General features: G+C 44.6%; 23 protein-coding genes. 13 read left to right on the top strand and 10 right to left on the bottom strand.

The genetic code is table 11. The features are described from left to right. Positions 1-41 precede the first annotated feature (41 nt). On the bottom strand, positions 42-1,118 hold the full coding sequence (aguA, locus tag C0J08_RS22410; protein WP_212654066.1) for an agmatine deiminase: 1,077 nt from the start codon (positions 1,116-1,118) through the stop codon (positions 42-44). A gap of 8 nt (positions 1,119-1,126) precedes the next feature. Then, on the bottom strand, positions 1,127-2,005 hold the full coding sequence (gene aguB / locus C0J08_RS22405) for an N-carbamoylputrescine amidase (RefSeq protein ID WP_212654065.1): 879 nt from the start codon (positions 2,003-2,005) through the stop codon (positions 1,127-1,129). Between the two features lie 230 nt (positions 2,006-2,235). Between aguB and C0J08_RS22400 the strand changes: the two genes are divergently transcribed. Beyond that, a complete protein-coding gene (locus tag C0J08_RS22400) occupies positions 2,236-3,726 on the top strand; it encodes an aldehyde dehydrogenase (protein ID WP_212654064.1) in 1,491 nt (496 codons plus the stop codon). Between the two features lie 116 nt (positions 3,727-3,842). Continuing rightward, positions 3,843-5,126 (top strand): NAD(P)/FAD-dependent oxidoreductase, encoded by a 1,284-nt coding sequence (locus C0J08_RS22395; RefSeq protein WP_212654063.1) that lies wholly within the window; start codon positions 3,843-3,845, stop codon positions 5,124-5,126. A 133-nt stretch (positions 5,127-5,259) separates the two neighbouring features. On the opposite strand, the gene C0J08_RS22390 is transcribed toward C0J08_RS22395, so the two are convergent. After that, complete coding sequence (locus C0J08_RS22390) at positions 5,260-5,673, bottom strand: winged helix-turn-helix transcriptional regulator (protein ID WP_212654062.1); 414 nt, start codon at positions 5,671-5,673, stop codon at positions 5,260-5,262. 83 nt (positions 5,674-5,756) lie between these two features. Between C0J08_RS22390 and C0J08_RS22385 the strand changes: the two genes are divergently transcribed. From C0J08_RS22385 to C0J08_RS22355, 7 genes are all read left to right on the top strand, one after another. Next, on the top strand, positions 5,757-6,602 hold the full coding sequence (locus tag C0J08_RS22385) for an SDR family oxidoreductase (protein ID WP_212654061.1): 846 nt from the start codon (positions 5,757-5,759) through the stop codon (positions 6,600-6,602). 255 nt (positions 6,603-6,857) lie between these two features. Then, positions 6,858-7,532, top strand: a complete 675-nt coding sequence (locus C0J08_RS22380) for a GntR family transcriptional regulator (RefSeq protein WP_212654060.1) — start codon at positions 6,858-6,860, stop codon at positions 7,530-7,532. A gap of 84 nt (positions 7,533-7,616) precedes the next feature. After that, positions 7,617-8,453 carry a transporter substrate-binding domain-containing protein gene (locus C0J08_RS22375; protein WP_212654059.1) on the top strand — a complete coding sequence of 279 codons (837 nt, stop codon included), beginning with the start codon at positions 7,617-7,619 and terminating at the stop codon, positions 8,451-8,453. 164 nt (positions 8,454-8,617) lie between these two features. Continuing rightward, positions 8,618-9,316 carry an ABC transporter permease gene (locus C0J08_RS22370; protein ID WP_212654058.1) on the top strand — a complete coding sequence of 233 codons (699 nt, stop codon included), beginning with the start codon at positions 8,618-8,620 and terminating at the stop codon, positions 9,314-9,316. 13 nt (positions 9,317-9,329) lie between these two features. Beyond that, positions 9,330-10,025 (top strand): ABC transporter permease, encoded by a 696-nt coding sequence (locus C0J08_RS22365; protein WP_212654057.1) that lies wholly within the window; start codon positions 9,330-9,332, stop codon positions 10,023-10,025. Between the two features lie 58 nt (positions 10,026-10,083). Further along, positions 10,084-11,676 carry a gamma-glutamyltransferase gene (ggt, locus tag C0J08_RS22360; RefSeq protein WP_212654056.1) on the top strand — a complete coding sequence of 531 codons (1,593 nt, stop codon included), beginning with the start codon at positions 10,084-10,086 and terminating at the stop codon, positions 11,674-11,676. A 48-nt stretch (positions 11,677-11,724) separates the two neighbouring features. Beyond that, positions 11,725-12,552 (top strand): sulfite exporter TauE/SafE family protein, encoded by an 828-nt coding sequence (locus tag C0J08_RS22355; protein ID WP_212654055.1) that lies wholly within the window; start codon positions 11,725-11,727, stop codon positions 12,550-12,552. Between the two features lie 102 nt (positions 12,553-12,654). On the opposite strand, the gene gyrB is transcribed toward C0J08_RS22355, so the two are convergent. The 4 genes from gyrB to dnaA all read right to left on the bottom strand — a co-directional run bounded on the left by gyrB (position 12,655) and on the right by dnaA (position 18,964). Next, on the bottom strand, positions 12,655-15,078 hold the full coding sequence (gene gyrB / locus C0J08_RS22350; protein ID WP_212654054.1) for a DNA topoisomerase (ATP-hydrolyzing) subunit B: 2,424 nt from the start codon (positions 15,076-15,078) through the stop codon (positions 12,655-12,657). Beyond that, on the bottom strand, positions 15,079-16,185 hold the full coding sequence (recF, locus tag C0J08_RS22345) for a DNA replication/repair protein RecF (protein ID WP_212654053.1): 1,107 nt from the start codon (positions 16,183-16,185) through the stop codon (positions 15,079-15,081). Positions 16,186-16,283: 98 nt separating this feature from the next. After that, positions 16,284-17,381, bottom strand: a complete 1,098-nt coding sequence (gene dnaN / locus C0J08_RS22340) for a DNA polymerase III subunit beta (RefSeq protein ID WP_212654052.1) — start codon at positions 17,379-17,381, stop codon at positions 16,284-16,286. A gap of 32 nt (positions 17,382-17,413) precedes the next feature. Then, positions 17,414-18,964, bottom strand: coding sequence for a chromosomal replication initiator protein DnaA (gene dnaA, locus C0J08_RS22335; RefSeq protein ID WP_212654051.1), 1,551 nt, complete (start codon positions 18,962-18,964; stop codon positions 17,414-17,416). A gap of 513 nt (positions 18,965-19,477) precedes the next feature. Here dnaA and rpmH point away from each other — a divergent pair. From rpmH to mnmE, 4 genes are all read left to right on the top strand, one after another. Further along, on the top strand, positions 19,478-19,612 hold the full coding sequence (rpmH, locus tag C0J08_RS22330) for a 50S ribosomal protein L34 (protein WP_013663328.1): 135 nt from the start codon (positions 19,478-19,480) through the stop codon (positions 19,610-19,612). Between the two features lie 8 nt (positions 19,613-19,620). Further along, positions 19,621-20,019 (top strand): ribonuclease P protein component, encoded by a 399-nt coding sequence (gene rnpA / locus C0J08_RS22325; RefSeq protein ID WP_212654050.1) that lies wholly within the window; start codon positions 19,621-19,623, stop codon positions 20,017-20,019. A 94-nt stretch (positions 20,020-20,113) separates the two neighbouring features. Then, complete coding sequence (gene yidC, locus C0J08_RS22320) at positions 20,114-21,769, top strand: membrane protein insertase YidC (protein ID WP_212654049.1); 1,656 nt, start codon at positions 20,114-20,116, stop codon at positions 21,767-21,769. 135 nt (positions 21,770-21,904) lie between these two features. Further along, the gene (gene mnmE / locus C0J08_RS22315; RefSeq protein ID WP_212654048.1) at positions 21,905-23,284 is read left to right on the top strand and encodes a tRNA uridine-5-carboxymethylaminomethyl(34) synthesis GTPase MnmE; all 1,380 of its coding nucleotides are present in this window, start codon (positions 21,905-21,907) and stop codon (positions 23,282-23,284) included. Positions 23,285-23,361: 77 nt separating this feature from the next. Here the strand turns inward: mnmE and acuI are convergent, their stop codons facing one another. The 3 genes from acuI to C0J08_RS22300 all read right to left on the bottom strand — a co-directional run bounded on the left by acuI (position 23,362) and on the right by C0J08_RS22300 (position 26,070). Further along, positions 23,362-24,345, bottom strand: a complete 984-nt coding sequence (gene acuI / locus C0J08_RS22310) for an acrylyl-CoA reductase (NADPH) (RefSeq protein ID WP_212654047.1) — start codon at positions 24,343-24,345, stop codon at positions 23,362-23,364. A 70-nt stretch (positions 24,346-24,415) separates the two neighbouring features. Beyond that, positions 24,416-25,087 (bottom strand): acrylate utilization transcriptional regulator AcuR, encoded by a 672-nt coding sequence (gene acuR / locus C0J08_RS22305; protein WP_249344436.1) that lies wholly within the window; start codon positions 25,085-25,087, stop codon positions 24,416-24,418. A gap of 104 nt (positions 25,088-25,191) precedes the next feature. Further along, positions 25,192-26,070, bottom strand: coding sequence for an AraC family transcriptional regulator (locus tag C0J08_RS22300; RefSeq protein WP_249344435.1), 879 nt, complete (start codon positions 26,068-26,070; stop codon positions 25,192-25,194). Between the last annotated feature and the right edge of the window lie 108 nt (positions 26,071-26,178).

The following is a 26,178-nucleotide window of genomic DNA, read 5'->3' as shown; positions in this document are numbered from 1 at the left end:
GTCGCTAGGCATTTTTATTCACGCTCTATTAAAAAGAGAAATTAAGCTGGTATTTGCTGTGTAATACAGTGAAGATTACCGCCGCCGAGTAAGATATCTCGAGCAGGGATGCCGATGATCTCGTGTTTAGGAAACGCCGCCTGCAAAATAGCGTGAGCTTGTGTATCCCTTTTTTCATCCAATAACGGATAAAATACCGCCCCGTTACAAATCAAGCAATTCGCGTAAGAGCCAGCTAAACGATCATTTGCGCCGCGTTCCATACGTTCTGGTTGCACTAATCCTGAAGACTCTTCTTCCGTCATGTACAAAGGACCAGGTATAGGCAAAGCGTGAACAATGATCTTACGTCCGCGAGCATCGCGGGCCTCTTCCAGCACTTTCAACGCTTGCTGACTAATGGCATATTGCGGATCATTTTCATCGTCACACACAGCGAGCAAAACTTCCCCAGGCCGCACAACATGTAAAATGTTATCGATATGCCCATTGGTTTCGTCGTTGAACACGCCCAAAGGTAGCCAAATAATTTTTTCAACGGATAAAAAGTCTTTCAGCAAAGACTCAATCTGTTTTCGGCTTAAATCTGGGTTACGACTAGGATGCAGCAAACATTCTTCCGTGGTGTAAAGCGTGCCTTCACCGTCGCTGTGAATAGAACCACCTTCCAAAATAAAAGGCGCGTCATAACATTCAACGCCTTCATTGGCTGCAACTAACTTGGCGACCAATTCGTCATTCGACCAATCATCGTACAAGCCATCTAGCTCACCACCCCAAGCATTAAACTGCCAGTTGACGGCACGCTTCTCGCCCGCCTCATTGATCACCATGGTTGGCCCTATGTCGCGCATCCATGCATCATCATAAGCCATTGGAATAATCTCAACAGCACTCGGTAACATGCTTCGCGCTTGAGCTTCGTATTCAGGCAAGACCGCCAATTTTACGGTGACGTAACCCGCTAGACGCTCAATAAAGTGCGCAAAAGCCGCTTGTGCTGGCAAGCCGTTATCGCGCCAATTATCTGGACGCGTTGGCCAAGCAAGCCAAACCGCACTCTGTGGACTGTGTTCGCCCGGCATCCAAAATTGATCTGCTTTTGGAGTGGTTAACATGAAACCTCCTATTTTACTTGGCCATCCAGTGTATTGATAACGCCATAATGTTCTGGACGACGGTCGCGGAACAGTCCCCATGCTTTACGCTGAGTACGCACTTTGTCCAAATCAAACGTATGCACAAGAATCGCTTCACTCTCACGGTCTGCTTGTTCGATCAGTTCACCGCAGTCGTCACAAATAAAGGAAGAACCGTAGAAGGTCAGTTCCAAGTCACGATGTTGTGCTTGCTCTGTACCAATACGATTGGACGCGATCACAGGGATCTGATTCGCGGCGGCATGACCACGCATGGTATTCGTCCAATGAGGCATACTGTCTAAATCTGACTGGCTCGGCTCGGAACCAATGGCCGTTGGGAAAAGCAGTATATCCGCACCCATTAACGCCATGGAACGAGCGGTTTCTGGGAACCACTGATCCCAACAAATCCCCACACCAATGCGACCAAACTTGGTGCTCCAAACTTTAAAACCGGTATCACCAGGGCTGAAATAATATTTTTCCAAATAACCATCACTATCTGGAATGTGTGTTTTACGGTAAACGCCAAGCAATTCACCACCAGCATCTATCATGGCAACCGAGTTAAAACGTACTTGTCCCGCTTTCTCAAACCAACTGAATGGCAATACGACATTCAGCTCCGTAGCCAATTCTTGAAAGCGTTTAAACGCCGCATTTTCATCTAATGTAGTGGCCAAATCGTGGTACGGTTCGTGGATCTCAATGCAAAAGTAGGGCGTTTCAAACAGTTCTTGAATCAGAATAACTTGGGCGCCTTTTGCAGCCGCCGAACGTATTAATTTTTCAGCACGATCAAGGTTTTCTTTTTGATTCCACGTGCAATGCATTTGCGTAGCGGCAACGGTTACCTTAGACATAATTTGAATTCTCCAAGTGATATTTTGCTGAGGATTTTTTCATTCTTTTATACTACTTACTACTTTGCATTACTAAACGATGTTAGCAAGCCATTTTGACATCTTATACAAGTCGCAAGATTACGATATACCCCCACGGGGATATGGTGTGAAAGAACACTGACTGTTAGTTTAGATTCAAAGCAATCTTATTCAGCGTTTTGATTGAACGCCAAAGAAAGGAATTACGTATGAAAACTTACCAAGAATGGCAAGCCCTTCGTAACACAATTACCCTACATTCCGACGCATATATTAACGGTGCGTTCACGCCAGCACAAAGCGGCGAAACGTTCGATTGCATCAATCCAACGGATGAATCTTTATTAGCCAAAGTCGCTAGCTGCGATGAAGCCGATGTAAACCTTGCTACCGCTGCAGCCAAAAAAGCATTTAAAAGCGGTGTTTGGTCAAACATGGCGCCAAACAAACGCAAACGTATCCTACAAAAATGGGCCGATTTGCTCGAAGAGCACCAAGATGAACTAGCCCTGATCGATACCTTAGATATGGGTAAGTCGATATCAGAAATGGTTGCCATTGACGTACCAGACTCCATCGATAGCTTACGCTGGTCAGCGGAGTGCATTGACAAATTGTACGGTGAAATTGCGCCCACAAACCCAGACAATTTAGCGCTAATTAGCCGCGAACCTTTGGGTGTTGTCGCTATCATTACGCCATGGAACTACCCATTAATGATGGTGATGTGGAAGATTGCACCAGCTCTCGCCGCAGGCAACAGCATTATTTTAAAACCATCTGAGAAATCGCCTTTGAGCGCTCTCAGAATTGCCGAGTTAGCAACGCAAGCAGGGGTTCCCGATGGTGTATTTAACGTCCTCCCAGGCTTTGGTCACACCGCTGGGAAAGCCCTTGCGCTGCATAATGATATTGGTACCTTGGCCTTTACCGGCTCTAGTCGTGTTGCTGGTCTATTAATGCAATATGCAGGTCAATCCAATATGAAACGCGTTTGGCTAGAAGCGGGCGGTAAATCACCTTGTATCGTTTTTGAAGACTGCAAGGACATTCAAGCCGCGGCTAAAGGTGCTGCGACTGCCATCTTCACCAACCAAGGGGAAGTCTGTATAGCCTGTTCTCGTTTGTATGTTCACAGCAGCATCAAAGAAGAGTTTATGGTCGCGTTACTGGACGCAGCCAAAGCTTATGTACCAGGTGATCCACTAGATCCGGCTACCAAAATGGGGCCAATGGTCGATAAAGCCCAGCTCGATACCGTGACAGGTTTTATCGAAAGTGCCATTGCTGACGGTGCCACTCTGGCACTTGGCGGCGCTCCTGATTACCAAGAAGGGCAAGGTTTTTACGCTAAACCAACCATCTTTACGGATGCAAGCCATGCTATGAGCTTCGTACAGGAAGAGATTTTTGGTCCTGTTTTAGCCGTGATGACATTTGATTCTGAAGCCGAAGCCATTGAGTTGGCAAACGATTCAAAATACGGCTTAGGCGCTTCTGTTTGGACCAATGATTTGGGCCGCGCACACCGTGTCAGTCGTCTACTAGAATCCGGCATGGTATGGGTGAATACATGGGGCGATGGCGATACAACGGTTCCATTTGGAGGCGTGAAAGCGTCTGGAAATGGCCGAGATAAATCATGGCACGCACTAGAAAAATACACTGAGATTAAAAACACTTGGATCAGTTTGAAATAAGCCAATCCTAGAACTCAAATAACTTAAGTCGAATAGGGGCGTTATTCGCCCCACTTTTTTTACACTACTGTAGACGCACAATGTAAAGCGTCTACACGCTATAGGAGAGGTTCTATATGTCATCCCCTACTCATGCAAACTCATACTACGCGGCCTCCGCAAATGATAAAGCCATTCGTCCACAGCTAACGGGTGAGCATCGTTGTGATGTCTGTGTCGTTGGTGCTGGGTTCACTGGCATATCGACCGCATTAAGCCTAGCGGAAAAAGGAAAGCGCGTTATTGTGGTTGAAGGCTCACGCATCGGTTTTGGCGCTTCTGGTCGTAATGGCGGTCAAATCGTAAATAGCTTTAACCGTGATATTGACTACATCTTCCAAAATTACGGCGAAGAAGTTGGCCAGAAAATGGCAAAAATGGCCTTTTCTGGTTCTGAGTTAATTCGTCACCGTATCGAAAAATACAACATCGATTGTGATCTAAAACATGGCAACGTCTTTGCTGCCTGTAATAAAAAACAATTCGAAGAACTCAAAGCTAAAAAAGCCCTTTGGGAAAGTCATGGGCATAACGAGTTAGAGCTTTTAACGGCTTCTTCTATTCAAGATCATATCGGCTCAGATCGCTATGCTGGTGGCTTGTTGGATAAAAAAGGGGGACACATTCAACCATTGAACTTGGTACTTGGACAAGCCAAAGCATTCGAGGAACTCGGTGGTCAAATATTCGAAGATTCTGAAGTCATCCGCTTAGAAAAAGGCAAACCAGGCAAAGTCGTCACCAATCAAGGTACGGTCGTCGCAGATACTATCGTCGTTGCTGGTAACGCCTATGTATTTGGCTTACTGCCAGAGATAGAGAAAAAGGCCATGCCATGCGGTACTCAAGTCATCGCAACAGAACCACTATCGGAGGATATGCAGAAGCAGCTGTTACCAACAGATCGTTGTGTTGAAGACTGTAACTACGTATTGGATTACTACCGTCTATCAGGGGATGGGCGCCTTATCTATGGAGGCGGCACAACCTATGGTGCTCGTGATCCAGGTAAGATTGAGTCCATCATAGTGCCAAAGATGTTGGAAACCTATCCGATGCTCAAAGACACCAAAATAGACTTTGCTTGGACTGGTAACTTCCTACTGACCATGATGCGCATGCCACAAGTGGGTAAAATTGGCGATAACCTTTATTATGCACAAGGCTACTCAGGTCATGGTGTGACCAACTCACATCTGATGGGAGAAATCCTATCCGATGCAATTGATGGGGACATGGAGCGCTTTAATGTATTCGCCAGCATGCCTCAATACCCATTTCCAGGAGGAAGACTACTGCGCATACCATACACAGTCGTAGGCGCGATGTACTACAATATGCGTGATAAATTCGGCATATAAGTTCAGTTATCTGTCACTTCCACTAAGCACGCCGCTTACCAGCGGTGTGCTTAGCTTCAAGCAAAAAGTAAGTATTTACTCTCATAGAAATCTTAAAATACACACACTCAGAACGACTTCCCACGGTTCTAATTCATACATTTAATGAATTATTTTGCTCAGACTGAGCCGCTAAAATATCGGCAATATTGTCTTCAATCCAATCCGCTAAACTGGCGACACGAGCAGACACTTCAACCCCTAACGCCGTCAGACTATATTCCACATGAGGTGGTACAACGGGATAAGAAGTACGTAAAACAAAACCATCTAATTCCAAGGATTGCAGAGTTTGTGCGAGCATTTTTTCGCTCACACCAGCAATCTTACGACGCAATTCACTAAAGCGATGTGTCTGTCCATCTTTTAGGGCAAACAGAACCAATACTCCCCAACGACTCGTAACATGCTTCAAAATATCACGAGAAGGGCATTTGTCTGAAAAGACATCGCCCTTATCAAATAAGCGTGACATACCGTTCTGAGAATCTTGTAAATTATTTTCCATACTTACCTTTTTGTGCGTACTTACTAAAAGTTTGTTAGTGATATATTCTACTTTTATCAACTTAAAACGCAAAGGAGAATAATATGATTTTAGTAACAGGTGCATCGGGTCAACTTGGTCGTCTTGTCATTGCTTCACTTTTAGAAAAAATACCAGCAAGCCAGATTATTGCCGCGGTTCGTAGTCCAGAGAAAGTTGCAGACCTAGCTGAAAAGGGCGTTCAAGTTCGTCAAACCGATTACAACGATATGGCATCACTGGTGGCGGCCATGCAAGATGTAGAGAAAGTACTGCTGATTTCTTCCAGTGAAGTAGGCCAGCGCACCACCCAACACAGCAATGTGATTAATGCCGCTAAACAAGCCGGTGTTTCTTTGCTGGCTTACACCAGTATTTTAAACGCGGATAACTCGCCACTTATCTTGGCACAAGAGCACGTAGCCACAGAAAAATTATTAGCAGAATCAGGTGTTCCTTATGTTCTACTTCGCAACGGCTGGTACTCGGAAAACTACACAATGGGCGTGGCAACCGCATTACAATACGGTGTTGTTGGCTGTGCAGGAAACGGCAAACTGGCTACCGCGGCACGTGCAGATTATGCTGCCGCGGCCGCGGCCGTACTGGTAAAAGACAGACAAGCAGGCAAGGTCTATGAACTGGCTGGCGATAATGCTTTCACGTTAAGCGAATACGCCGCAGCGATCAGCAAGGTATCAGGTAAAACCGTCGCTTATCAAAACGTTCCTGAAGCGGAATTCACCAAAATCCTCGTTGGCGCAGGTTTACCAGAAGGCTTCGCCGCCATCCTTGCTAACTCAGAAATTGGCGCATCCCAAGGTGCCTTGTTCAGCAACAGTAAAGATCTATCCACTTTAATTGGCCGCCCAACCACATCCATTGAAGACAGTATCAAAGCGGCCTTATAAGCCTAACGCGATTAAAAATAGCTAAAAAAAATGCCATTCAAGACTTTCTTGAATGGCATTTTTTTATTCTCTTTTCCTTCTAATATGATTTTTCCTATATAAATCAAATAATTAAATTCATATAGGTGAACTTTCTTACTTTTTTCTCTCATCTACCCCTAGGGGGGTATACAAAAAATAAAATTTGCCAAATATGATATTTGTGTATTATTGGATAAATGTATCCAATTTATAAAGTGATAGGAAAATCAGATCATGCCATTTACAACGCAAGCAGCGACAGCAGAAGAAGAAGCTTACCGCCACATTCAGAATAAATTGAGAATGGGCCATTATCCGCCCAACTCCAGATTGATCGCGGATGACATAGCCACTCAAATCGGTGTCAGCCGAATGCCTGTACGAGAAGCTTTAAGACGCTTAGCGGGGGATGGTTTGGTTATTTTACGATCCAATCGCAGCTGTATTGTAGCTGGACTGACACTTGATGAACTCTACGAAAACTTCGAAATACGTTCGGTACTAGAAGGATTAGCGGTTCGATTAGCGATGCCGCATATAGACCAAGATGTGATTGCCGAATTAGAGTTTTTACTCGACAGAATGGAATTTGCTGGATCAAAAAGTGGTACAGATTGGGTTGTCCGACACCAGGAATTTCATAATTACATCGTTCGTCTGTCGGGCCGACCAAAACTTATCCGACAAATTGCAGCACAACACATCATCATCGAACCCTATATGCGTATTTGGTTTGATTCAATCGAAAAGCCCATTAGTTCACGACAAGAACACCAAGAGCTGATCAATGCCTTCAAATCGGGTGATATTAATTTGGCTGAAAACGTTATCAAAGAACACATACTTGAGACAGCACCTTTGCTGGCCGAGTATGCAACCCCCAATCCTCGCCCTACAGGCGTCGATTGATTCTAGATACTGACGGATAACTCCGCAGTATTAACCTCCTAAAAGACTGTAAAAATACAGCTAGGAACAAAAGGAACTCAAGTTATGAAAAAGAAATTTAACCTGATCGCGACCTTACTCGCTTTAAGTGTTTATCAAGGTGCTCACGCCGCATCAAATTCCATTACTATTGCTACCGAAGGAGCTTACGCCCCTTGGAACTTCACGACAGCAGACGATCAATTGGCTGGTTTTGAAGTGGATTTAGCCAATGTACTGTGTAAAAAAATGGCGATGGATTGCACGATTATTGCTCAAGACTGGAGCGGTATGATTCCAGCACTTAATGCAGGTAAATTCGATGTCATCATGGCTGGCATGTTCATTACCGACAAACGCCTAGAGGTAATGAACTTTAGTCAACCTTATGCGATTGACCCTTCAAGCTTTGCTGTTGAAAAAGACAGTAAGTTAGCCAAATCAATCGACTCTGAAAAAGTTTCTTTAAATGACACCCAAAAAGCCAAAACAGCAATAGAAAAATTACGTCCGTTACTCGAAGGTAAAACGATCGGTGTGCAAGCCTCCACTACGCTGTATGAATTTCTAAAGAAATACTTCGGCGACGATATTGATATCCGTACCTACAAAACAACGGAACAACGAGATCTTGACCTAGAAGCAGGCCGTATAGATGCCATTTATGGTCAACGTACTGTACTAGCAGCAACGTTAAAAAATGATGGTTTCCAAGACTTCACCATTGCCGGTCCTGGCTTTTACGGCGGTATATTTGGCCGAGGTGTTGGTGCAGGAGTTCGTAAAGATGATAATCAACTTCGTGAGAAGTTAAACAAAGCCATTCAATCCGCTACGGCTGATGGAACCATTAAAAAGCTTTCTGAAAAATGGATGGGCGTAGACATTACCCCTGGCAGCTAAATCACGGACATAATCGAAAAGTCATTGCTCCAGCTCTTCCATAGAAAAACCTTTCTATGGAAGAGCTTAAGGTCGCAATCGCTCTATCGTTCATGCCAATTTTAGTAATCCGCTATAGCGCTTCTTACCGAAGCTATTTACCTAATTTCAGAAAGGCTCGTAATATGATTGATGTATTACATTTTCTTGGCTTTGGAGACGGTGGCTGGGGGAAATCTCTGCTTGCCGCCACCTTAGTCACGCTCCTTCTTTCCTTTTCTAGTTTTTTAGTTGGCATCCTATTTGGTGGTGTCATTGCAACATTTCGTGTTGGAAAGTATCGGGCTTTAAACATCTTTGGTCGCAGCTACTGCACTTTATTTCGAGGTATTCCAGACCTTCTTACCATCTATTTGCTTTATTACGGCGGCAGCATGTTGCTGACATCAACAGGTAAATTGTTAGGTTGGGATGGCTTTATTGGTTTACCGACCTTCGCCACAGGTATGTTGGCGTTAGCCATTATCTCTGGAGCTTATCTAGCGGAGATTTTTCGTGGCGCGTACTTAGCTCTTGATAAAGGCCAATTGGAAGCCGCCCAAGCCCTAGGCTTGCCAAAGTGGCCGACACTGCGATTCGTCATTATGCCGCAGATAATGCGCTTAGCCTTACCCGGGATTTCCAATGTTTGGCAGTTAATCCTTAAAGACTCAGCGTTAATTTCAGTGATCGGTTTAGTGGAATTAATGCGACAAGCACAAATTGGCGCAGGTTCAACTCGAGAACCGTTTATTTTTTATATCGCAGCGGCTTGCCTCTATCTGGTAATAACCGTCCTGACGGGGTTCGTTTTTAAATACGCAGAAAATCGAACCTCTCATTGAATAGGACAATCATATGGATTTTTCGTTTTATCTCATCATTATTCCTAAACTGTTGTCCGGACTGCCAGTTACCTTGCAGCTAACGGCCATCTCGGTCAGTTTAGGTTTTATTTTGGCACTGACTTTGGCTCTGCTTTTACAAACTAAGCAACGTCTAGTCACGCTACCTATACGCACCTTTGTCGCCGTGTTTCGTGGAACGCCACTATTACTGCAAATTTTCCTTATCTATTATGGCTTAGGTCAGTTTCGTAAAGAGCTGCAGTTTGTGGGGTTATGGGGCTTTTTCCGTGAACCTTATTGGTGTGCCATTCTGGCATTAAGCCTAAATACGGCCGCCTATGGCAGTGAAATTCTTCGCGGAGCAATTCAATCTGTTCCGAAAGGGTTAGTCGAAGCGGCACGCGCCTCGGGCTTATCTTATTACTTAACCATGCGTCTTGTCGTTCTTCCTATCGCCTTACGACAAGCGATTCCTAGCTACGGTAACGAAATTATTCTGATGGTAAAAGGCACATCCCTCGCATCGGTAGTCACCTTGATGGAAGTCACTGGCATAGCCCATGGCTTAATTTCTGAAACTTATCGAGCAATTGAAGTTTTCGTCTGCGCTGGAGCCATTTATTTAACCATCAATTTTTTAATCATTCGCGGGCTCGCCGCTTTGGAGTATCGATTATCACCGCCTTATTTACGAAAACGAACCTAACCAGATCATCAATACCCATTAACACAATGACTCTTTAACATGATGAAAGACACTTATTATGAGAAATTTTGAAAGCCCAACACGTTCAACAACAGTCTCTACTCAAGCGATGGCAGCAACCTCACACCCCACAGCGACACTCATTGCCACGCAAATATTAAATGCGGGCGGAAATGCGATCGATGCAGCGATCGCCGCTTGCGCCGTTCAGTGTGTTGTCGAACCTTGCTCAACAGGAATTGGCGGCGACTGTTTCGCTTTACTCTCTTTAAAAGGCAGCGACAATATTCTGGCCTATAACGGCTCTGGAAAAACACCAGCCGGTTTGGATTTTAAAGCATTTCAACAAGGCCCGGACGACAAAGTAGAGCGCCAATCCCATTGGGCCATTACCATTCCTGGTGCTATTGACGCTTGGACTCAATTACACAAAGACCACGGTAAACTACCTTTTGAAGACTTGCTCGCTCCGGCAATCCAACTGGCTGAGAACGGCTATGCTATTGCGCCTAGAGTCCACAATGACTGGGCATTAGAAGAATCCTTGCTCTCGAAAAACGATACGGCAAAACGTATTTTTCTACCCAAAGGACGCGCACCAAAAATAGGGGAAATTCACAAGCAACCAGAGTTAGGCGCAACCTTACGACAAATAGCAAAACAGGGCAGAGAAGGCTTTTACAAAGGCCCAGTCGCAGAAGACATGGTGGAATACTTACAAAGCATCGGTGGCTCTCATACTCTAGAGGACTTTGCCAATGCTCGAGGAGAGTACGTTACGCCAATAAAAACTCGCTTTTTAGATCACGACGTTTTCGAATGCCCGCCCAATGGACAAGGCATCATAGCCTTGATGATTTTAAATATTCTAGCGCGCTTTAAAGATACAGAAGATGCATTATCTGCAAATAGGCTACACCGTGAAATTGAAGCCACAAGGCTCGCTTATGCGGCTCGCGACGCATTATTGGCAGATCCTAACGTTGCCAAAGTGCCCACAGATTACCTTTTGTCAGACGAGTTAGCCGACGAGCTTGCCGCTAAAATCGATCTTGAACATGCTATTCAAGACTTACCTGAATTTGCCAGCCCAGTTCATCGCGATACCGTCTATATTTCTATCGTTGATAAAGACCGCAACTGTGTGAGCTTTATTAATTCAGTATTTGATAGTTTTGGTACTGGGTTTGTCGCACCAAAATCAGGTGTCTTATTTCATAATCGTGGTGAAAGCTTTTCTGTCGATCCAACGCATCCAAATTGCCTTGCGCCCAATAAACGACCACTACACACCATTATTCCCGGCATGCTAGTCAAAGATGGCAAAGCCGTCATGCCTTTTGGTGTCATGGGAGGGTATTACCAAGCCATGGGACATGCTCACTTACTGGCTAAAATATTGGACTGTAAAATGGATATACAAGAAGCCATCAACTTACCACGAGTTATGCCCGTCTCAGGATCAACCAATGTCGAAGCCGAGCACACGCTACCCGCCGATATAGTTCAAGAATTGGAGCGTCGAGGTTTCCATATTGTCCCTGCTGAAACGCCCATCGGTGGCGCTCAAGCCATCTTTATTGACTGGGAGAAAGGTACTTTACTGGGCGGTTCTGAGCCGCGTAAAGACGGTTGTGCACTTGGCCTTTAAAGGCCAAGTTCAATAAAAATATATTTGAACAAAAAACAGGAAATCAAAATGGATCAACTTATGGCGATATGGCCTATCGGCCTAGCTCTTATGGCTACCGGGGTCCTAGCGGGAATTTTAGCAGGTTTATTTGGTGTGGGTGGTGGCATTGTCATTGTGCCAGTATTGTATTTTTTATTACAAAACTTCGGTGTCAGCCCCAACTCTGCCATGGCGATAGCAACCGCAACCAGTCTGGCAACCATTGTGCCAACAGCCATTTCGTCCATTCGATCGCATCATCAAAAAGGCAATGTCGATGTCGCATTATTAAAACTCTGGGGCGGGTTCATACTCATAGCTTCCATTGTAGGAAGTTATGTTGCCACCCGCGTTTCTGGTGATTTCTTAACTTGGATGTTCAGTATCATCGCTATTTTTGTCAGCCTAAACATGCTCTTTCGAGCCAAATCATCCGCACTGTTTCAGTCATTACCAGGAAAAATAGGACAAATGATTATGGCGGTAATAGTCGGGGGATTATCAGTGATGATTGGTATCGGTGGTGGAACCATAGGCGTTCCTTTACTCACCAGCTTCAATGTTTCAGCCCATAAGGCTGTCGGCACCGCTGCGGCTTTTGGTCTGCTGATTGCCTTACCGGGTGTAATCACCTTACTAGCAATTGGGCAAACACCCGCCGATGCACCGGTCGGTACTTGGCGATTAGTTAATATTCCCGCCTTTGTTTTCATTATTCCATTAACCATCTTATTCGCTCCCGTAGGGGCGAAAATCGCCGCTAGGCTGAATCAGCAATCCCTCAAACGCGCCTTCGCCGTGATGTTATTTATCACAGGAACACGCATGTTAATTCAGGTTTCAGGAATACTGTAAATAACCAAAAGAGTAGTGACACAGAGTCTTGCAGAGGATTTCGAGTCATAAAAAAAACCCTGACGTTTATACGTCAGGGTTTTTTATTGATAAAACTCAGTATTAAACGTCTAGATTGGCAACACTCAAGGCGTTGTCTTGGATAAAGTTACGACGTGGTTCTACTTCATCCCCCATCAAGGTTGTGAACATTTGGTCGGCCGCTACGGCGTCATCAATGGTCACACGAAGCATACGACGTGCATCTGGATCCATGGTGGTTTCCCAAAGTTGCTCAGGGTTCATCTCACCCAAACCCTTATAGCGCTGGATGGTCATGCCGCGAGACGCTTCCTTCATTAGCCAAGCTTTCATGTCGCTGATGGTTTTCACCGTTTCACGACGTTCGCCACGCTGAATGTAAGACTCTTCACCAAACAGTTCTGCTACGGTCTCAGACATCGCCACAATGCGCTTGTACTCAGGCGAGTTGAAGAAAGAACCTTCAAAACGATAGCGGTTAGACACACCGTGAGACATGATGTCGACAACTGGTAAGTAGATGTTACGTTCTTCGTCTTTTTCAACCGAGAAGTCAAAACGGAAACCAGTACGCGCATCAAGTGGCATCTGGCTACGAATCGCTTCAACCCATTCCAATACTTCCGCTTCGTTGGTCAAATCTTCTTGGGTTAATGGTTTACAGTACAGAAGCTTACCCATTACATCTTTAGGGTACACACGCGCCAAACGCTCCACATCCGCTTCAATGTGAATATAGTCACGCATTAGTTTCGCTAGGTGTTCACCTTGGATACCCGGTGCGTCAGCGTTCACGTGCATGTGAGCACCGTCCAAAGCCACTTCAATCAAATGTTGATCTAATGCCGCTTCGTCTTTGATGTATTGCTCTTGCTTACCACGTTTGATCTTGAATAGCGGTGGTTGTGCAATAAAGATGTGGCCACGTTCGATAATTTCTGGCATTTGACGGAAGAAGAAGGTCAAAAGCAGGGTACGGATGTGCGATCCATCCACGTCGGCATCGGTCATGATAACAATGCTGTGGTAACGCAATTTGTCGGCGTTGAATTCGTCACGGCCGATACCACAACCCAATGCGGTAATCAGAGTCCCCACTTCAACGGACGCCAGCATTTTATCAAAACGCGCTTTTTCGACGTTCAGGATTTTACCTTTCAGAGGCAAAATCGCTTGTGTACGACGATCACGACCTTGTTTTGCCGAGCCACCCGCAGAGTCACCCTCCACTAGGTAGATTTCGGAAAGCGCTGGGTCTTTCTCCTGACAATCGGCCAATTTACCTGGCAAGCCAGCGATATCTAGCGCGCCTTTACGACGAGTCATATCACGGGCACGACGAGCCGCTTCACGAGCACGGGCCGCATCAATCATTTTGTTAACGATGATTTTGGCTTCGTTCGGTTTCTCTAGTAAGAACTCAGAGAAACGCTTAGTCATTTCTTGCTCTACCGCGGTTTTCACTTCAGAAGACACTAATTTATCTTTGGTCTGAGAAGAGAACTTCGGATCAGGCACTTTCACCGATACAATAGCCGTCAAACCTTCACGACAGTCATCACCGGTTGTCGCCACTTTTTGTTTCTTCGCTAAACCTTCTTTTTCAATAAAAGAGTTCAACGTACGCGTTAATGCACCGCGGAAACCAGCAAGGTGAGTACCACCATCACGTTGCGGGATGTTATTTGTGTAACAGTAAATATTTTCTTGGAAGCCTTCGTTCCACTGCAATGCCACTTCTACGGCAATGCCATCATCTAGGTCATCACGTTGACAAATGAAGTGAAAAATATCGTTAATCGGTGTTTTGTTGGTATTCAAATGCTCAACAAAAGAACGCAAACCACCTTCGTAGTTAAAGAATTCTTCTTTCCCAGTACGCTCATCTTTCAGTTTGATGGCAACACCAGAGTTCAAGAAGGACAACTCGCGAAGACGTTTCGCCAAGATGTCATAATAAAATAGGATATTACTAAAGGTATCAGCAGAAGGTTTGAAATGAACTGTGGTACCAGCACCATCAGAGTCACCGATAATAGCCAATGGGGCTTGTGGTACACCGTGCTTGTAATGTTGCTCGTAGACTTTGCCGTTTTTACGAATTGTCAAAGTCAGTTCTTCAGACAAAGCGTTTACAACAGAAACCCCCACACCGTGCAGACCACCAGACACTTTGTAGGAGTTATCGTCAAACTTACCACCAGCGTGAAGTACTGTCATGATAACTTCGGCAGCCGAGACGCCTTCTTCTTCGTGCATATCAACCGGGATACCACGGCCGTTATCCGACACAGAAATGGATTCATCTGGGTGAATCAAAACGGTAATGGTGTCACAGTGACCAGCAAGGGCTTCATCAATGGAGTTATCCACGACTTCAAATACCATGTGGTGCAAGCCGGTGCCGTCATCCGTATCGCCGATATACATCCCCGGACGTTTACGAACGGCATCTAGCCCTTTGAGCACCTTGATACTGGACGCTTCGTAATTATTTTCACTCATTTAACTCTCCTGCAAACCTTTGCTCAATAAAGACAATTCGCCGTTATTCATAGCAAATTGACGAACGTCTGTTGTATCGGCCCACGTAAAATCCGTGGTATCGGGCTCGACACTGGTAATAAAAATTTGACTGTTTAACGACTCTAATAACTGACATAGTTTCTGTCTGTGATTAGCGTCTAATTCGGCTGGTAAATCATCCACTAAAAATACCAAAGGGCGACCCATATCAATCAGTAATTGTCCCTGAGCGATTTTCAGCGCCGAAACCACCAACTTCTGCTGACCTCGAGACAAGGTATCTAATGCATCACCTGTCGCCGTTTTAACACGTAAATCGGCTCGTTGGGGGCCTGTGTGCGTGTAACCTAGTTCGATATCCCGCTCACGTCCTGCTTCTACCGCCTTGGCTAAGTCTTTTTGCGCATCCCAGCCTTGAAAGAACTGGAGATTCACGGATAACTCTGTGGTTAGCTGCGATAAAACCTTCTCAAAATGCGGTGTTAACTTTTCCACATAGTCTTTTCGAGATTGGTTAACCTGCTCACCCAGCCGGATCAATTCCTGATCAAATGCCGCCAATAAACTGAGGGATATTTTACCACGTCTGAGCAAGGTATTCCGCTGTTTTAATGCTTTTTGCCAGCCTCGCCACGCTTGAATGAAGTCTTTATCAAAATGAAATGCGCCCCAGTCGATAAATTGGCGCCGAATGCTTGGAGAACCTTCCAATAATCGAAACGCATCAGGGTTAATAAGCTGCACGGGGAGACGTTCTGCCAGCTCAATAACAGATTGCGCTCGTTGCCCTTGGATACGTACATCTATTTGACCATCACGATAACGCTGTAAGCCAACTCGAATCGGGCTACCCTGTGTCTGATGAAGCTGGGCAAAGACAACACAAGCCTCATTTTCATGCTGAATATAGGTTTTGTGTTTATGACTACGAAAGGAGCGACCAAACGACAGTAAATGAATGGCTTCTAAAACCGAGGTTTTACCACTGCCGTTTTTACCCACAATGACATTTACTTGGGGCGAAGGTTCAAAGCGCACACTAGAAAGGTTGCGAACATAAGAGATGTCCAAACGCACCAGCGGCATAACTCTTAAACCTTCATTGGGGGAGGGAAGACAACCCGCTTAGCATATAGTCTTTCAAACATACTAAGCGGGTGATAGGTCTATCATCTAACCGATGTTTATAGACGCATCGGCATCACAACGTATTGTGCGGCGTGGCTTTGTGCTTCTTCGATCAAGGCACTGCTGTTTGAATCGTTCAATGATAAACGGACTTCTTGTGCATCAACCACACCCAATACATCAAGTAGGTAACCCACATTAAAGCCAACTTCTAAATTATCACCTTGGTATTGTACCAATACGGATTCTTCGGCTTCTTCTTGCTCTGGGTTATTGGCAAACACTTGCAACATGCCATTAGACAAAATCAAACGCACACCACGGTATTTCTCATTAGACAGAATCGACGCGCGTAGGAATACTTGACGTAATTCCAAACGATCAGCAATAACGATTTTGTCGTTGTTACGAGGGATAACACGGTGGTAATCAGGGAATTTGCCGTCAACCAATTTAGAGGTAAAGACATATTCAGCGACTTTAGCGCGAATGTGGTTTGTACCTATCGTTAGCTCAACCACCTCATCCGTATCGTTTAACAGACGATTTAGTTCCAACACGCCTTTGCGAGGTACGATAACTTGCGTTAAATCACCACTCACTTGAGCGTCTTCAACGGCCGTTGCCAAACGGTGTCCATCGGTTGCGACCACTCGTAATTGGCCGTCTGCCACTTCAAGTAACATACCATTTAGGTAATAACGAACATCTTGGTTCGCCATAGCAAAACCTGTACGATCAATCAAACGGCGTACACTGTTTTGTGCGATAGAAACCGTTAAATCGCCTTGCATATCTTGGATATTTGGGAACTCATCGGCTGGCAAAGTAGACAAGCTAAAACGTGAACGACCTGAACGAATAACCGCTTTTTGGTCATCCAAGGTAAATTCAATCACAGCGCTGTCTGGTAAGCTTTTGCAAATATCCATTAATTTACGAGCTGGCACGGTTATACGGCCTTCTTCGCATTCATCTAATGGCACATGCCCCACCAATTCGACTTCTAAGTCAGAACCAGTAAGCGTCAGTACTTGATCTTTGACTTCCACCAATACGTTGGCCAAGACAGGCATGGTTTGTTTGCGCTCTACAACGCCTGCCACTAGTTGAAGTGGCTTAAGAAGTGTCTCGCGGACGACTGAAAACTTCATTATTTTCCTCGTAAACTCAAAGTCTTAGACCATCAGGTGGTCAGAATTCGCATCAATTGTTTGTAGTCTTCACGGATATCAGAATCCGTATCTTGCAGTTCTTTAATCTTGCGAATCGCATGCAAGGCTGTCGTATGATCACGCCCACCAAAGGCATCACCAATTTCTGGCAAACTATGGTTAGTCAATTCCTTTGCCAACGACATCGCTACTTGGCGAGGACGAGCAACAGATCGACTACGACGTTTCGACAGCAGATCACTGATCTTAATTTTGTAGTATTCCGCCACAATTCGCTGGATATTATCGATGTTTACTAGCTTATCTTGCAAGGCCAAAAGGTCTTTTAACGACTCACGAACAAAATCCGGTGTAATCGCTCGACCAGTAAAATGCGAATTGGCGATAACACGTTTTAACGCACCTTCTAATTCTCGAACGTTAGAACGAATTTTCTGAGCAATAAAGAAGGCAGAGTCATAAGATAACTTAATGCCACTTTCATCGGCTTTACGCATTAAAATGGCAACACGTGTTTCTAGCTCAGGCGGCTCAATAGCCACCGTTAACCCCCAACCAAAACGTGATTTCAAACGATCTTCCAAGCCTTGAATCTCTTTAGGATAGCGATCACAGGTCAAAATCATCTGTTGACCACCTTCTAATAGCGCATTAAAAGTGTGGAAAAACTCTTCTTGTGTACGGTCTTTACCGGCAAAAAACTGAATATCATCAATTAATAATGCATCAACAGAACGGTAATAACGTTTGAAATCGTTAATCGCGTTCAATTGCAAGGCTTTTACCATATCCGCAACAAAACGTTCAGAATGCAGATAAACCACCTTGGCATTCGGATTGTGGCGCATTAACTCAGTACCAACCGCTTGCATTAAGTGAGTTTTACCCAAGCCAACCCCACCGTATATAAAAAGAGGGTTGTAGGCACCGCCTGGATTCTCAGCAACTTGTAATGCGGCCGCATGAGCAAGCTGGTTAGATTTACCTTCGACAAAGTTATCAAACGTAAATGAGTTATTTAAATTCGCACCATGATTAATGCCCCCTTCAACTTGCACCTTACGCTTAGGGGCTGTTAATGGTAACTGTCCCTGTTCATAAGGCTCAAGCTCACTACGTAAACCTGTTCCCGATAAGGTTAGCGGCGCTTCGAATTCAAGGTCGGCATGCGGTGGCCCCTCTTCTTCATCCATCAAACCAAAACCGGGACGATAACCTGACTCCCTAGCGACTTCATTGTTTAAAGGACTGACAGCTGGCTCACTTGAGACAGGCGGTGGGGGCGGAGGTGTGGGATTTGCTTGGGCAAAATTTTGTGACTTCACAGCTAGCTTTAATGTAGGCGCTAGATCATCACCAGCAAATTCGGATAGTAATTCTTTAATTCGCGTTTGATATTTGTTACTCACCCAATCCAACACAAAACGGTTTGGTGCACTTAAGCACAACTCTCCATTCGGCAGCATTTCAGCCTGTAACGGACGAATCCAGGTGTTGAACTGCGATGTGGAAAACTCACTCTGCAAGCGTTGCAGACAAAGATTCCAATGCTCCAAAGACACTTTAGACGTACTCCCTGGTTGAGTGACAGACAAGAAGCGGATTTTACATCGGGGATAAAAAGTTATCCACATATAAATAGAAAAAAAACCTGAGAGGGAACAAGGCAAGAAAATGTTAATAACATAACAGGTTATACACAACAGTAGATAATAGGTTTCTCATGTGCATAAAACCAAAGGTTATACACAAGATAAACTCGTATTATTTTTTATTTACACACAATTAAAAATAAATTCATCCATTTGATTTTTATACACATTAAGGTAAGAAAAAAACGCCCTGTGGATATTTTATAGAAATCTTTTTTCTTTTATCCACTAATAAGGTACAACCCTGTGTGTAAGTATTTCATACTTTGTGCAGTGATTATTTTTGTAATTAAGCAACGCTAAGCATTGAATTTACTGAGGAAAGGCTCTAAAATCCGCGCCCTGATTTGACCAATCAATTGTAGAGGCTTGGCGGTCGCTAACCCTCAAAACTCAAACACTGCATTCAGTGAGAGAATTAAGATGAAAAGAACTTTCCAACCTAGCGTTCTAAAACGCAAACGTAACCACGGTTTCCGTGCTCGTATGGCTACTAAAGGCGGACGTCAAGTTATCGCTCGTCGTCGTGCTCGCGGCCGTAAGGCTCTAAGCGCATAAGTACGCTGATGACCGAATATTGTTTTCCTCGGCATGTCAGACTTCTGAATGCCGGGGATTATCAATCTGTCTTTAATGACACCTCCACCAAAGTCTTTGCAGGCGAATTCCTTTTACTAGCACGAAAACGAGATGACAACCAAACGCGGTTGGGTCTTATTGTGTCTAAAAAAACGGATAAACGCGCAGTTGGTCGGAATCGTATCAAACGTTTGGTGCGCGACTCCTTTCGCCATAACAAAATTCCTCTTTCAGGTCTTGATATTGTTTTCTTAGCAAGACAAGGTATTAAAGAACTGGAAAACGCTGATTTGCATAACCGACTAGATAAAGCATGGAGTCAGTTGGCAAAAAAAGCCCAAAAAACCACTCAAAATAAAAAACGCGACCAATCTAGACAGAAATAGGCTGAAAAAACTGCCAAAGGCTGGTTTAATAGCGCGTGATTTTTATAAGGGTTCTGTGAACCTATTGTCCAACCAAACAAATTAGTTGAATACCATGGATTTCAGACGTTACTTTTTATGGGGTGCGCTTTTTATCAGTGGCTACCTACTGTTTTTACAGTGGAGCCAAGATTATGGTCCTCAGTCCACTCAAAGCGTAGCTCAAAGCACACAGTCTCAAACAGAGACAAACTCTCAAATGAGCGATGATTTGCCTATGGCAACTCAAAGCACAACCGAAGCCAATGCCGAGATTCCTCAAAGTGTGAGCCAAATCGCACCAGGAAAATTGATTGAAGTAACGACCGATACCCTTCGTGTTGCAATCAATCCTGTCGGTGGTGACTTAGTAGAAGCCGCTCTTCTCCAGTACAAAAAAGAATTAGGCAAACCTGATCCTTTTGTCATCCTTGAAGATGGTAGTGAACGTACTTATGTGACACAAAGTGGTTTGGTTGGTCGTAATGGTCCAGACGCTTCGTCAGAAGGGCGTCCTGTTTATCAATCAGAAAAGACTTCTTATACCTTAACGGACGGTGAAGACTCTCTTGATGTCAATCTGTACTACACAGATGCTAATGGTGTGAAATACACCAAAACCTTCCGTTTCATGAAAGGTAAATACCGCATTCGCCAGTTGATTACGGTAGACAATACTTCTTCAAGCACTTGGCGCGGTAACCTATTTGCTCAGATCAAACGTGATAACACGCCAGATCCAAGTAAAGCCACTAGCATGGGCTTACAGCCTTATCTAGGTGGTGCTATTTCCGATGAGCAAACGAAATACAGCAAGGTGTCTTTCTCTGATATGAGAGAAGAGCCAGTAAAAGTCACCACAACCAAAGGTTGGGTTGCTTTGCTTCAGCATTATTTCGTTTCAGCTTGGATTCCAGAGCAAGGCCAAAAGGTCACTTTGCAAGCCCGTACTAACGGTGACTTTAATATTATTGGTTTCACAGGCTCTCCAGTTGAAATTGCACCAGGTAAGCAAGGAACACTAAGCTCCACGTTCTACGTTGGTCCAAAACTACAAGATCATCTAGAAAGCACAGCGGAAAACCTTGATCTAACCGTCGATTACGGCTGGTTATGGTGGTTGGCTAAACCATTATTCTGGTTACTAACCTTAATTCAGTCTGTTGTAGTCAACTGGGGTATTGCGATTATCTTGGTCGTAGTCTGCGTAAAAGCCGTCTTCTTCAAGTTATCAGCAACAAGCTACCGTTCTATGGCGAAAATGCGCAAGTTCGGTCCTGAAATAGCCAAACTGAAAGAAAGATACGGTGACGATCGTCAGAAAATGTCACAAGAAATGATGGCTCTGTACAAGAAAGAAAAAATTAACCCATTAGGGGGTTGTTTGCCTATCTTGGTTCAAATGCCGGTATTCCTTTCTTTATACTGGGTATTGATGGAATCCGTTGAGTTGCGCCAAGCGCCATTCTTCCTATGGATTCACGATCTATCTGTTATGGATCCGTACTTCATACTGCCAATTTTAATGGGTATCAGTATGTTTGTTCAGCAATCGCTTAACCCAACACCACCAGATCCAATGCAAGCTCGAATCATGAAGATCATGCCAGTGGCATTCTCTATCTTCTTCTTGTGGTTCCCTGCTGGTCTGGTACTTTACTGGGTAACAAACAACACCCTATCCATATTGCAACAGTATGTGATTACCAAACGCATCGAAAAAGAAGCTTAAGACTCAAATCTAAGCTTAAGTTTCGATTAAAAAGGCTTCCCATTGGGAGGCCTTTTTTACGTTTAGATTGCCATGCTCGCCTTGCTAACGGACAATAACGAACACTTCTATTTATTTTTCGCACAGAGTTAGATTATGACTGATTTCCAATACGCCACAGACCAAGACACGATTGCCGCACAAGCCACTGCTCCTGGCCGAGGTGGCGTAGGGATCATTCGTTTATCAGGCCCTAAAAGCCTTGCCATTGCGAAGCAGATCATCGGCTTTGAGCCTACACCGCGTTATGCTCATTACGTGCCTTTCAAAACCACCAATCAAGAGCAACTCGACGAAGGCATCGCCTTGTATTTTCCTGGGCCAAATTCCTTTACTGGTGAAGATGTGTTTGAGTTACAAGGCCACGGCGGTCCCGTTATTATGGATATGCTACTGAGCCATTGTGTTGCGCTTGGGGCACGTTTGGCTCGTCCAGGCGAGTTTTCTGAGCGTGCGTTCATGAACGACAAAATGGACTTAACTCAAGCAGAAGCCATTGCCGATTTGATCGACAGTACATCAGAACAGGCCGCTAAATGTGCATTGCGATCCCTACAAGGGGCTTTCTCAACACGCGTTGACGAACTGGTTGAAGCCTTGATTCATCTACGAATTTACGTTGAAGCGGCGATCGATTTCCCAGAAGAAGAAATCGACTTCATCGGTGATGGTAAAGTGGCTGCTGAACTGGCTGGCATCCAATCCAAACTGGCAGAGGTACTCAAAGAAGCCAACCAAGGGGCCTTGATTCGCGAAGGCATGAGCGTCGTTATTGCAGGCCGCCCAAATGCCGGTAAATCCAGTCTATTGAATGCTTTATCCGGTAAAGAGTCGGCCATCGTCACCAACATCGAAGGCACGACTCGTGACGTATTGCGCGAACACATTCACCTTGATGGCATGCCATTACACATCATAGATACAGCGGGTTTGCGTGACAGCCCTGACGAAGTAGAGCGCATTGGTATTCAGCGCGCATGGGACGAGATCAACAAAGCCGATCGCATTCTTATGATGGTCGACAGCCAATCAATAGATTCAAAAGACCCGAATGAAATTTGGCCTGAGTTTATGGAAAAACTTGGCGATACTCAACACCTAACCTTAGTACGCAATAAAGTCGACTTAACCAAAGAGGGAACAGGCATAGAAACCGTCTCAGGCGTCCCTGTGGTCTCTCTATCGGCAAAAACAGGCGAGGGCGTTACTGATTTGACTGAACACCTAAAAGCCGTCATGGGCTTCGACAGCACGACTGAAGGGGGCTTTATCGCTCGTCGTCGTCACATAGAAGCGCTTAACAAAGCCAACCGCTTCTTAGATGCGGGTAATGAACAACTACACGGTTATGGCGCAGGGGAACTACTCGCAGAAGACCTAAAAGAAGCCCAACAAGCTCTTAGCGAAATCACTGGCGCCTTCACCAGCGATGACCTGCTAGGCCGCATCTTTGGCTCGTTTTGTATTGGTAAATAATAAATACCAAGGTTAATTCGTAATTTCGAATTAACCTTGGTATTGCTGAATGTACCCGCATTGTAGGTACATTCAATTTAAGCTTTTACGTTCACTAATACTCGACCACGAACTTTACCATCAAGCAGCTTATTAGCGGTTTCCACCACCTCGTCCAAACCAATCTCTTCACTAATGGTGTCAAAGTCTTCTGGTTGCAGTAATTCGCTTAGGCGTTGCCACGCTTCAAGACGGTCCGCTATGGGGCGCATCACGCTGTCGATACCGATTAATTTAATACCACGTAAAATAAAGGGCGCAACCGAAGCAGGGAAGTCCATACCTTGGGCCAAACCACAAGAGGTCACCACACCGCCGTATTTTGTACTTGCACAAGCATTGGCTAGAGTGTGACTACCGACACAATCGATCACGGCAGCCCAGCGCTCTTTTTGCAAAGGTTTGCCTGGCTCAGATAGGGTATTGCGATCAATAATGTCGCTTGCTCCAAGGCTCTTCAAATAATCGCTTTCTTCCATACGTCCTGTCGAAGCAACCACATGATAGCCAAGACGATTGAGTAGACGAATCGCAAAACTGCCTACACCACCGTTTGCGCCCGTCACTAGAATTTCGCCAGAATCTGGCGTAACACCTTGTTTTTCAAGGGCGAGTACTGACAACATAGCGGTGTAACCTGCTGTACCTATTGTCATTGATTGCTTAGCATCTATACCTTTTGGCAGTGGAATAAGCCAATCACTTTTGAGTCGAGCTTTTTGTGCAAGCCCACCCCAATGCATTTCACCTACACCAAAACCATTCAATATGACGAAATCACCTTCAGAGAAGCGACCAGAGTCGCTTTGTAAAACTTTACCGACTAAATCGATTCCCGGCACCATAGGAAAAGAACGCACAACAGGAGACTTACCAGTAATGGCTAAGCCGTCTTTGTAATTTAACGTGCTGTAATGCACCTCAATCAACACATCACCTTCTGGCAGCTGATCTTCCTGCAGCTCAACCACGGATGCTGTACTTTTCTTGTCTTCTTGGGTGATCAATAAACCTTTGAACATAAATCCTCCACTTTAGACCGTTCGTCTAGTTAAATAGCTAAAAACCCAGGCTTTGCTGCCTGGTTTATTGTTAATGGGTTTTGCTTTGAATCGCTTGGATAAAAAAGTTTATAAATAAGCGTAATGGCTGAGTACTTTTTACTAATCTAGAACGATGAACCGCTCCTTCCCAGCCAATCCAAAATGCTTGAGAAATCTCTTCAATGCTGCCTTGTAGATCGATTTCTTCTTGTTGTTGGCTTTCTAATAAACAGGTGGCAACGCGTGACTGCCAACTTTGATAGGTCGCTTGTAACTGCTCTCGAAATGCTTCTGACAACAGGGTAGATTCTTGCTCCAAATTCCCAACCAAACAGCCACGCTTGAATTCATGGCGGACAATCCCGTCTTGGGCGTCTTGAGCAAAACGCTGTAATCGCTCTAGAGGAGAAAAAGCCTCGTCCAGTAAGAAACCATCTAACTTAGCTTCGAAATAACGGCGATAACGCTCTAAGACGGCCAAACCAAAGGCTTCTTTACTAGAAAAATAATGATAGAAAGACCCCTTTGGCACACCAATCGATTTTAAAATCGGATCTATACCACTGCGGGTAAAACCAGATTCCGTCAGTATCAGCATGCCTGCACGCAGCAAAGCCTCTTTGGTATCCAAAGAATCGCTTGGTTGTTTTTTAGGACGACCACGACGAGGTTTATTTGGCAGATTAACTGTGGTATCTGGTTCATCAAGGATAGAGAGCAAGTGTTTATACCTAGGCAATAAAATACGATAGGTATTAATTTAGACCACTCGTCTATTAAATTCAAGAAGGTTAATTAAAGAAAGTAAATTCAATAAGGAAAAAATTATATTACGGCGTCTTCTCTTAGCTTGTCTTTTGTCGGAGGCGAACCGAAGTAGCGTTTATAATCGCGGCTAAATTGATGCACACTTTTATAACCAACTTCTAAAGCAATCTGACTGACATTGAGGTGACCTTGGTTTAACAGCATTTGCGCTTTTAAAAGACGTAGACGCTTCAAATACTGCAAAGGAGAAGATCCAGCGATATTTTTAAAATGATGGTGAAAACTGGAAACACTCATGTTGGCGTCTTCAGCAAGTTGCTCAATGCGAACTTCTTGATCCAACTGCTGATGTAACTGCTTGAGAGAGTTCACTATCAATGAAAAGCGCCCTTGGTTTAACACTAAGGCGCGTAAAGCATCACCTTGTGGGCTTTGTAAGGCTTCAAAAATGACCTCTCTAACTCGACTTTGTCCCATGATTTTTGCGGTATACGGATCATGTAACGCTTTGATAAGGCGAGACACAGATTCGATCATATCATCACTCATTGGCACCGATGACATAGGAAAATGAGATACAGATGAGTTTAATGTCTCTTCAGAAGAAACAGAAACTAACTCAGATAATACTACAGGGTCGATATCAATAGAGACCCCCAGAAGCGGTTCTTGTTGGCTGGCAAAGGTTTCGCATTCGAAAGGCAAGGGCAAGGTTTGCACCAAGTAGTGACCAGAGTTGTAATGGATTTCACGGTCACCTAAATAGCCAATTTTTCGCCCCTGAACAATGATGGTGAGTCCTGGCCGATAAATAAGCGGCATTCGAGGTAATGATTTTGCACACTTCATCAAACGAACATTGGCAATCAAGGTATCGCAAAAGCCATCGTCACTCACCAGAGGTTTGAGCAAATCGACTAAATTTATATCGCTCATCTTTGATCCACCCATCTATAAAAATCAATGGAGTTATTATGCATACAAGATTGTGTAGGAAAAGTTAAGTTTTAGGTATTTGGAGGAATAGGCAAAACAACAGCAAGA

Source organism: Marinomonas sp. CT5, from assembly GCF_018336975.1.
Classification (GTDB): Bacteria; Pseudomonadota; Gammaproteobacteria; order Pseudomonadales; family Marinomonadaceae; genus Marinomonas.
The sequence above is the reverse complement of the archived record's forward strand: the minus strand, read 5'-3'. Positions and strand labels throughout refer to the sequence as shown.

Coding starts and splice junctions, on each gene's coding strand:
- aguB (WP_212654065.1), bottom strand. CDS start 2,005: ATGTCTAAGGTAACCGTTGCCGCTACGCAAATGCATTGCACGTGGAAT.
- recF (WP_212654053.1), bottom strand. CDS start 16,185: ATGCCGCTGGTGCGTTTGGACATCTCTTATGTTCGCAACCTTTCTAGT.
- C0J08_RS22355 (WP_212654055.1), top strand. CDS start 11,725: ATGGATCAACTTATGGCGATATGGCCTATCGGCCTAGCTCTTATGGCT.
- C0J08_RS22375 (WP_212654059.1), top strand. CDS start 7,617: ATGAAAAAGAAATTTAACCTGATCGCGACCTTACTCGCTTTAAGTGTT.
- C0J08_RS22400 (WP_212654064.1), top strand. CDS start 2,236: ATGAAAACTTACCAAGAATGGCAAGCCCTTCGTAACACAATTACCCTA.
- C0J08_RS22390 (WP_212654062.1), bottom strand. CDS start 5,673: ATGGAAAATAATTTACAAGATTCTCAGAACGGTATGTCACGCTTATTT.
- mnmE (WP_212654048.1), top strand. CDS start 21,905: ATGACTGATTTCCAATACGCCACAGACCAAGACACGATTGCCGCACAA.
- C0J08_RS22380 (WP_212654060.1), top strand. CDS start 6,858: ATGCCATTTACAACGCAAGCAGCGACAGCAGAAGAAGAAGCTTACCGC.
- gyrB (WP_212654054.1), bottom strand. CDS start 15,078: ATGAGTGAAAATAATTACGAAGCGTCCAGTATCAAGGTGCTCAAAGGG.
- dnaN (WP_212654052.1), bottom strand. CDS start 17,381: ATGAAGTTTTCAGTCGTCCGCGAGACACTTCTTAAGCCACTTCAACTA.
- rpmH (WP_013663328.1), top strand. CDS start 19,478: ATGAAAAGAACTTTCCAACCTAGCGTTCTAAAACGCAAACGTAACCAC.
- rnpA (WP_212654050.1), top strand. CDS start 19,621: ATGACCGAATATTGTTTTCCTCGGCATGTCAGACTTCTGAATGCCGGG.
- aguA (WP_212654066.1), bottom strand. CDS start 1,118: ATGTTAACCACTCCAAAAGCAGATCAATTTTGGATGCCGGGCGAACAC.
- C0J08_RS22385 (WP_212654061.1), top strand. CDS start 5,757: ATGATTTTAGTAACAGGTGCATCGGGTCAACTTGGTCGTCTTGTCATT.
- yidC (WP_212654049.1), top strand. CDS start 20,114: ATGGATTTCAGACGTTACTTTTTATGGGGTGCGCTTTTTATCAGTGGC.
- acuI (WP_212654047.1), bottom strand. CDS start 24,345: ATGTTCAAAGGTTTATTGATCACCCAAGAAGACAAGAAAAGTACAGCA.
- C0J08_RS22395 (WP_212654063.1), top strand. CDS start 3,843: ATGTCATCCCCTACTCATGCAAACTCATACTACGCGGCCTCCGCAAAT.
- ggt (WP_212654056.1), top strand. CDS start 10,084: ATGAGAAATTTTGAAAGCCCAACACGTTCAACAACAGTCTCTACTCAA.
- C0J08_RS22365 (WP_212654057.1), top strand. CDS start 9,330: ATGGATTTTTCGTTTTATCTCATCATTATTCCTAAACTGTTGTCCGGA.
- C0J08_RS22300 (WP_249344435.1), bottom strand. CDS start 26,070: ATGAGCGATATAAATTTAGTCGATTTGCTCAAACCTCTGGTGAGTGAC.
- C0J08_RS22370 (WP_212654058.1), top strand. CDS start 8,618: ATGATTGATGTATTACATTTTCTTGGCTTTGGAGACGGTGGCTGGGGG.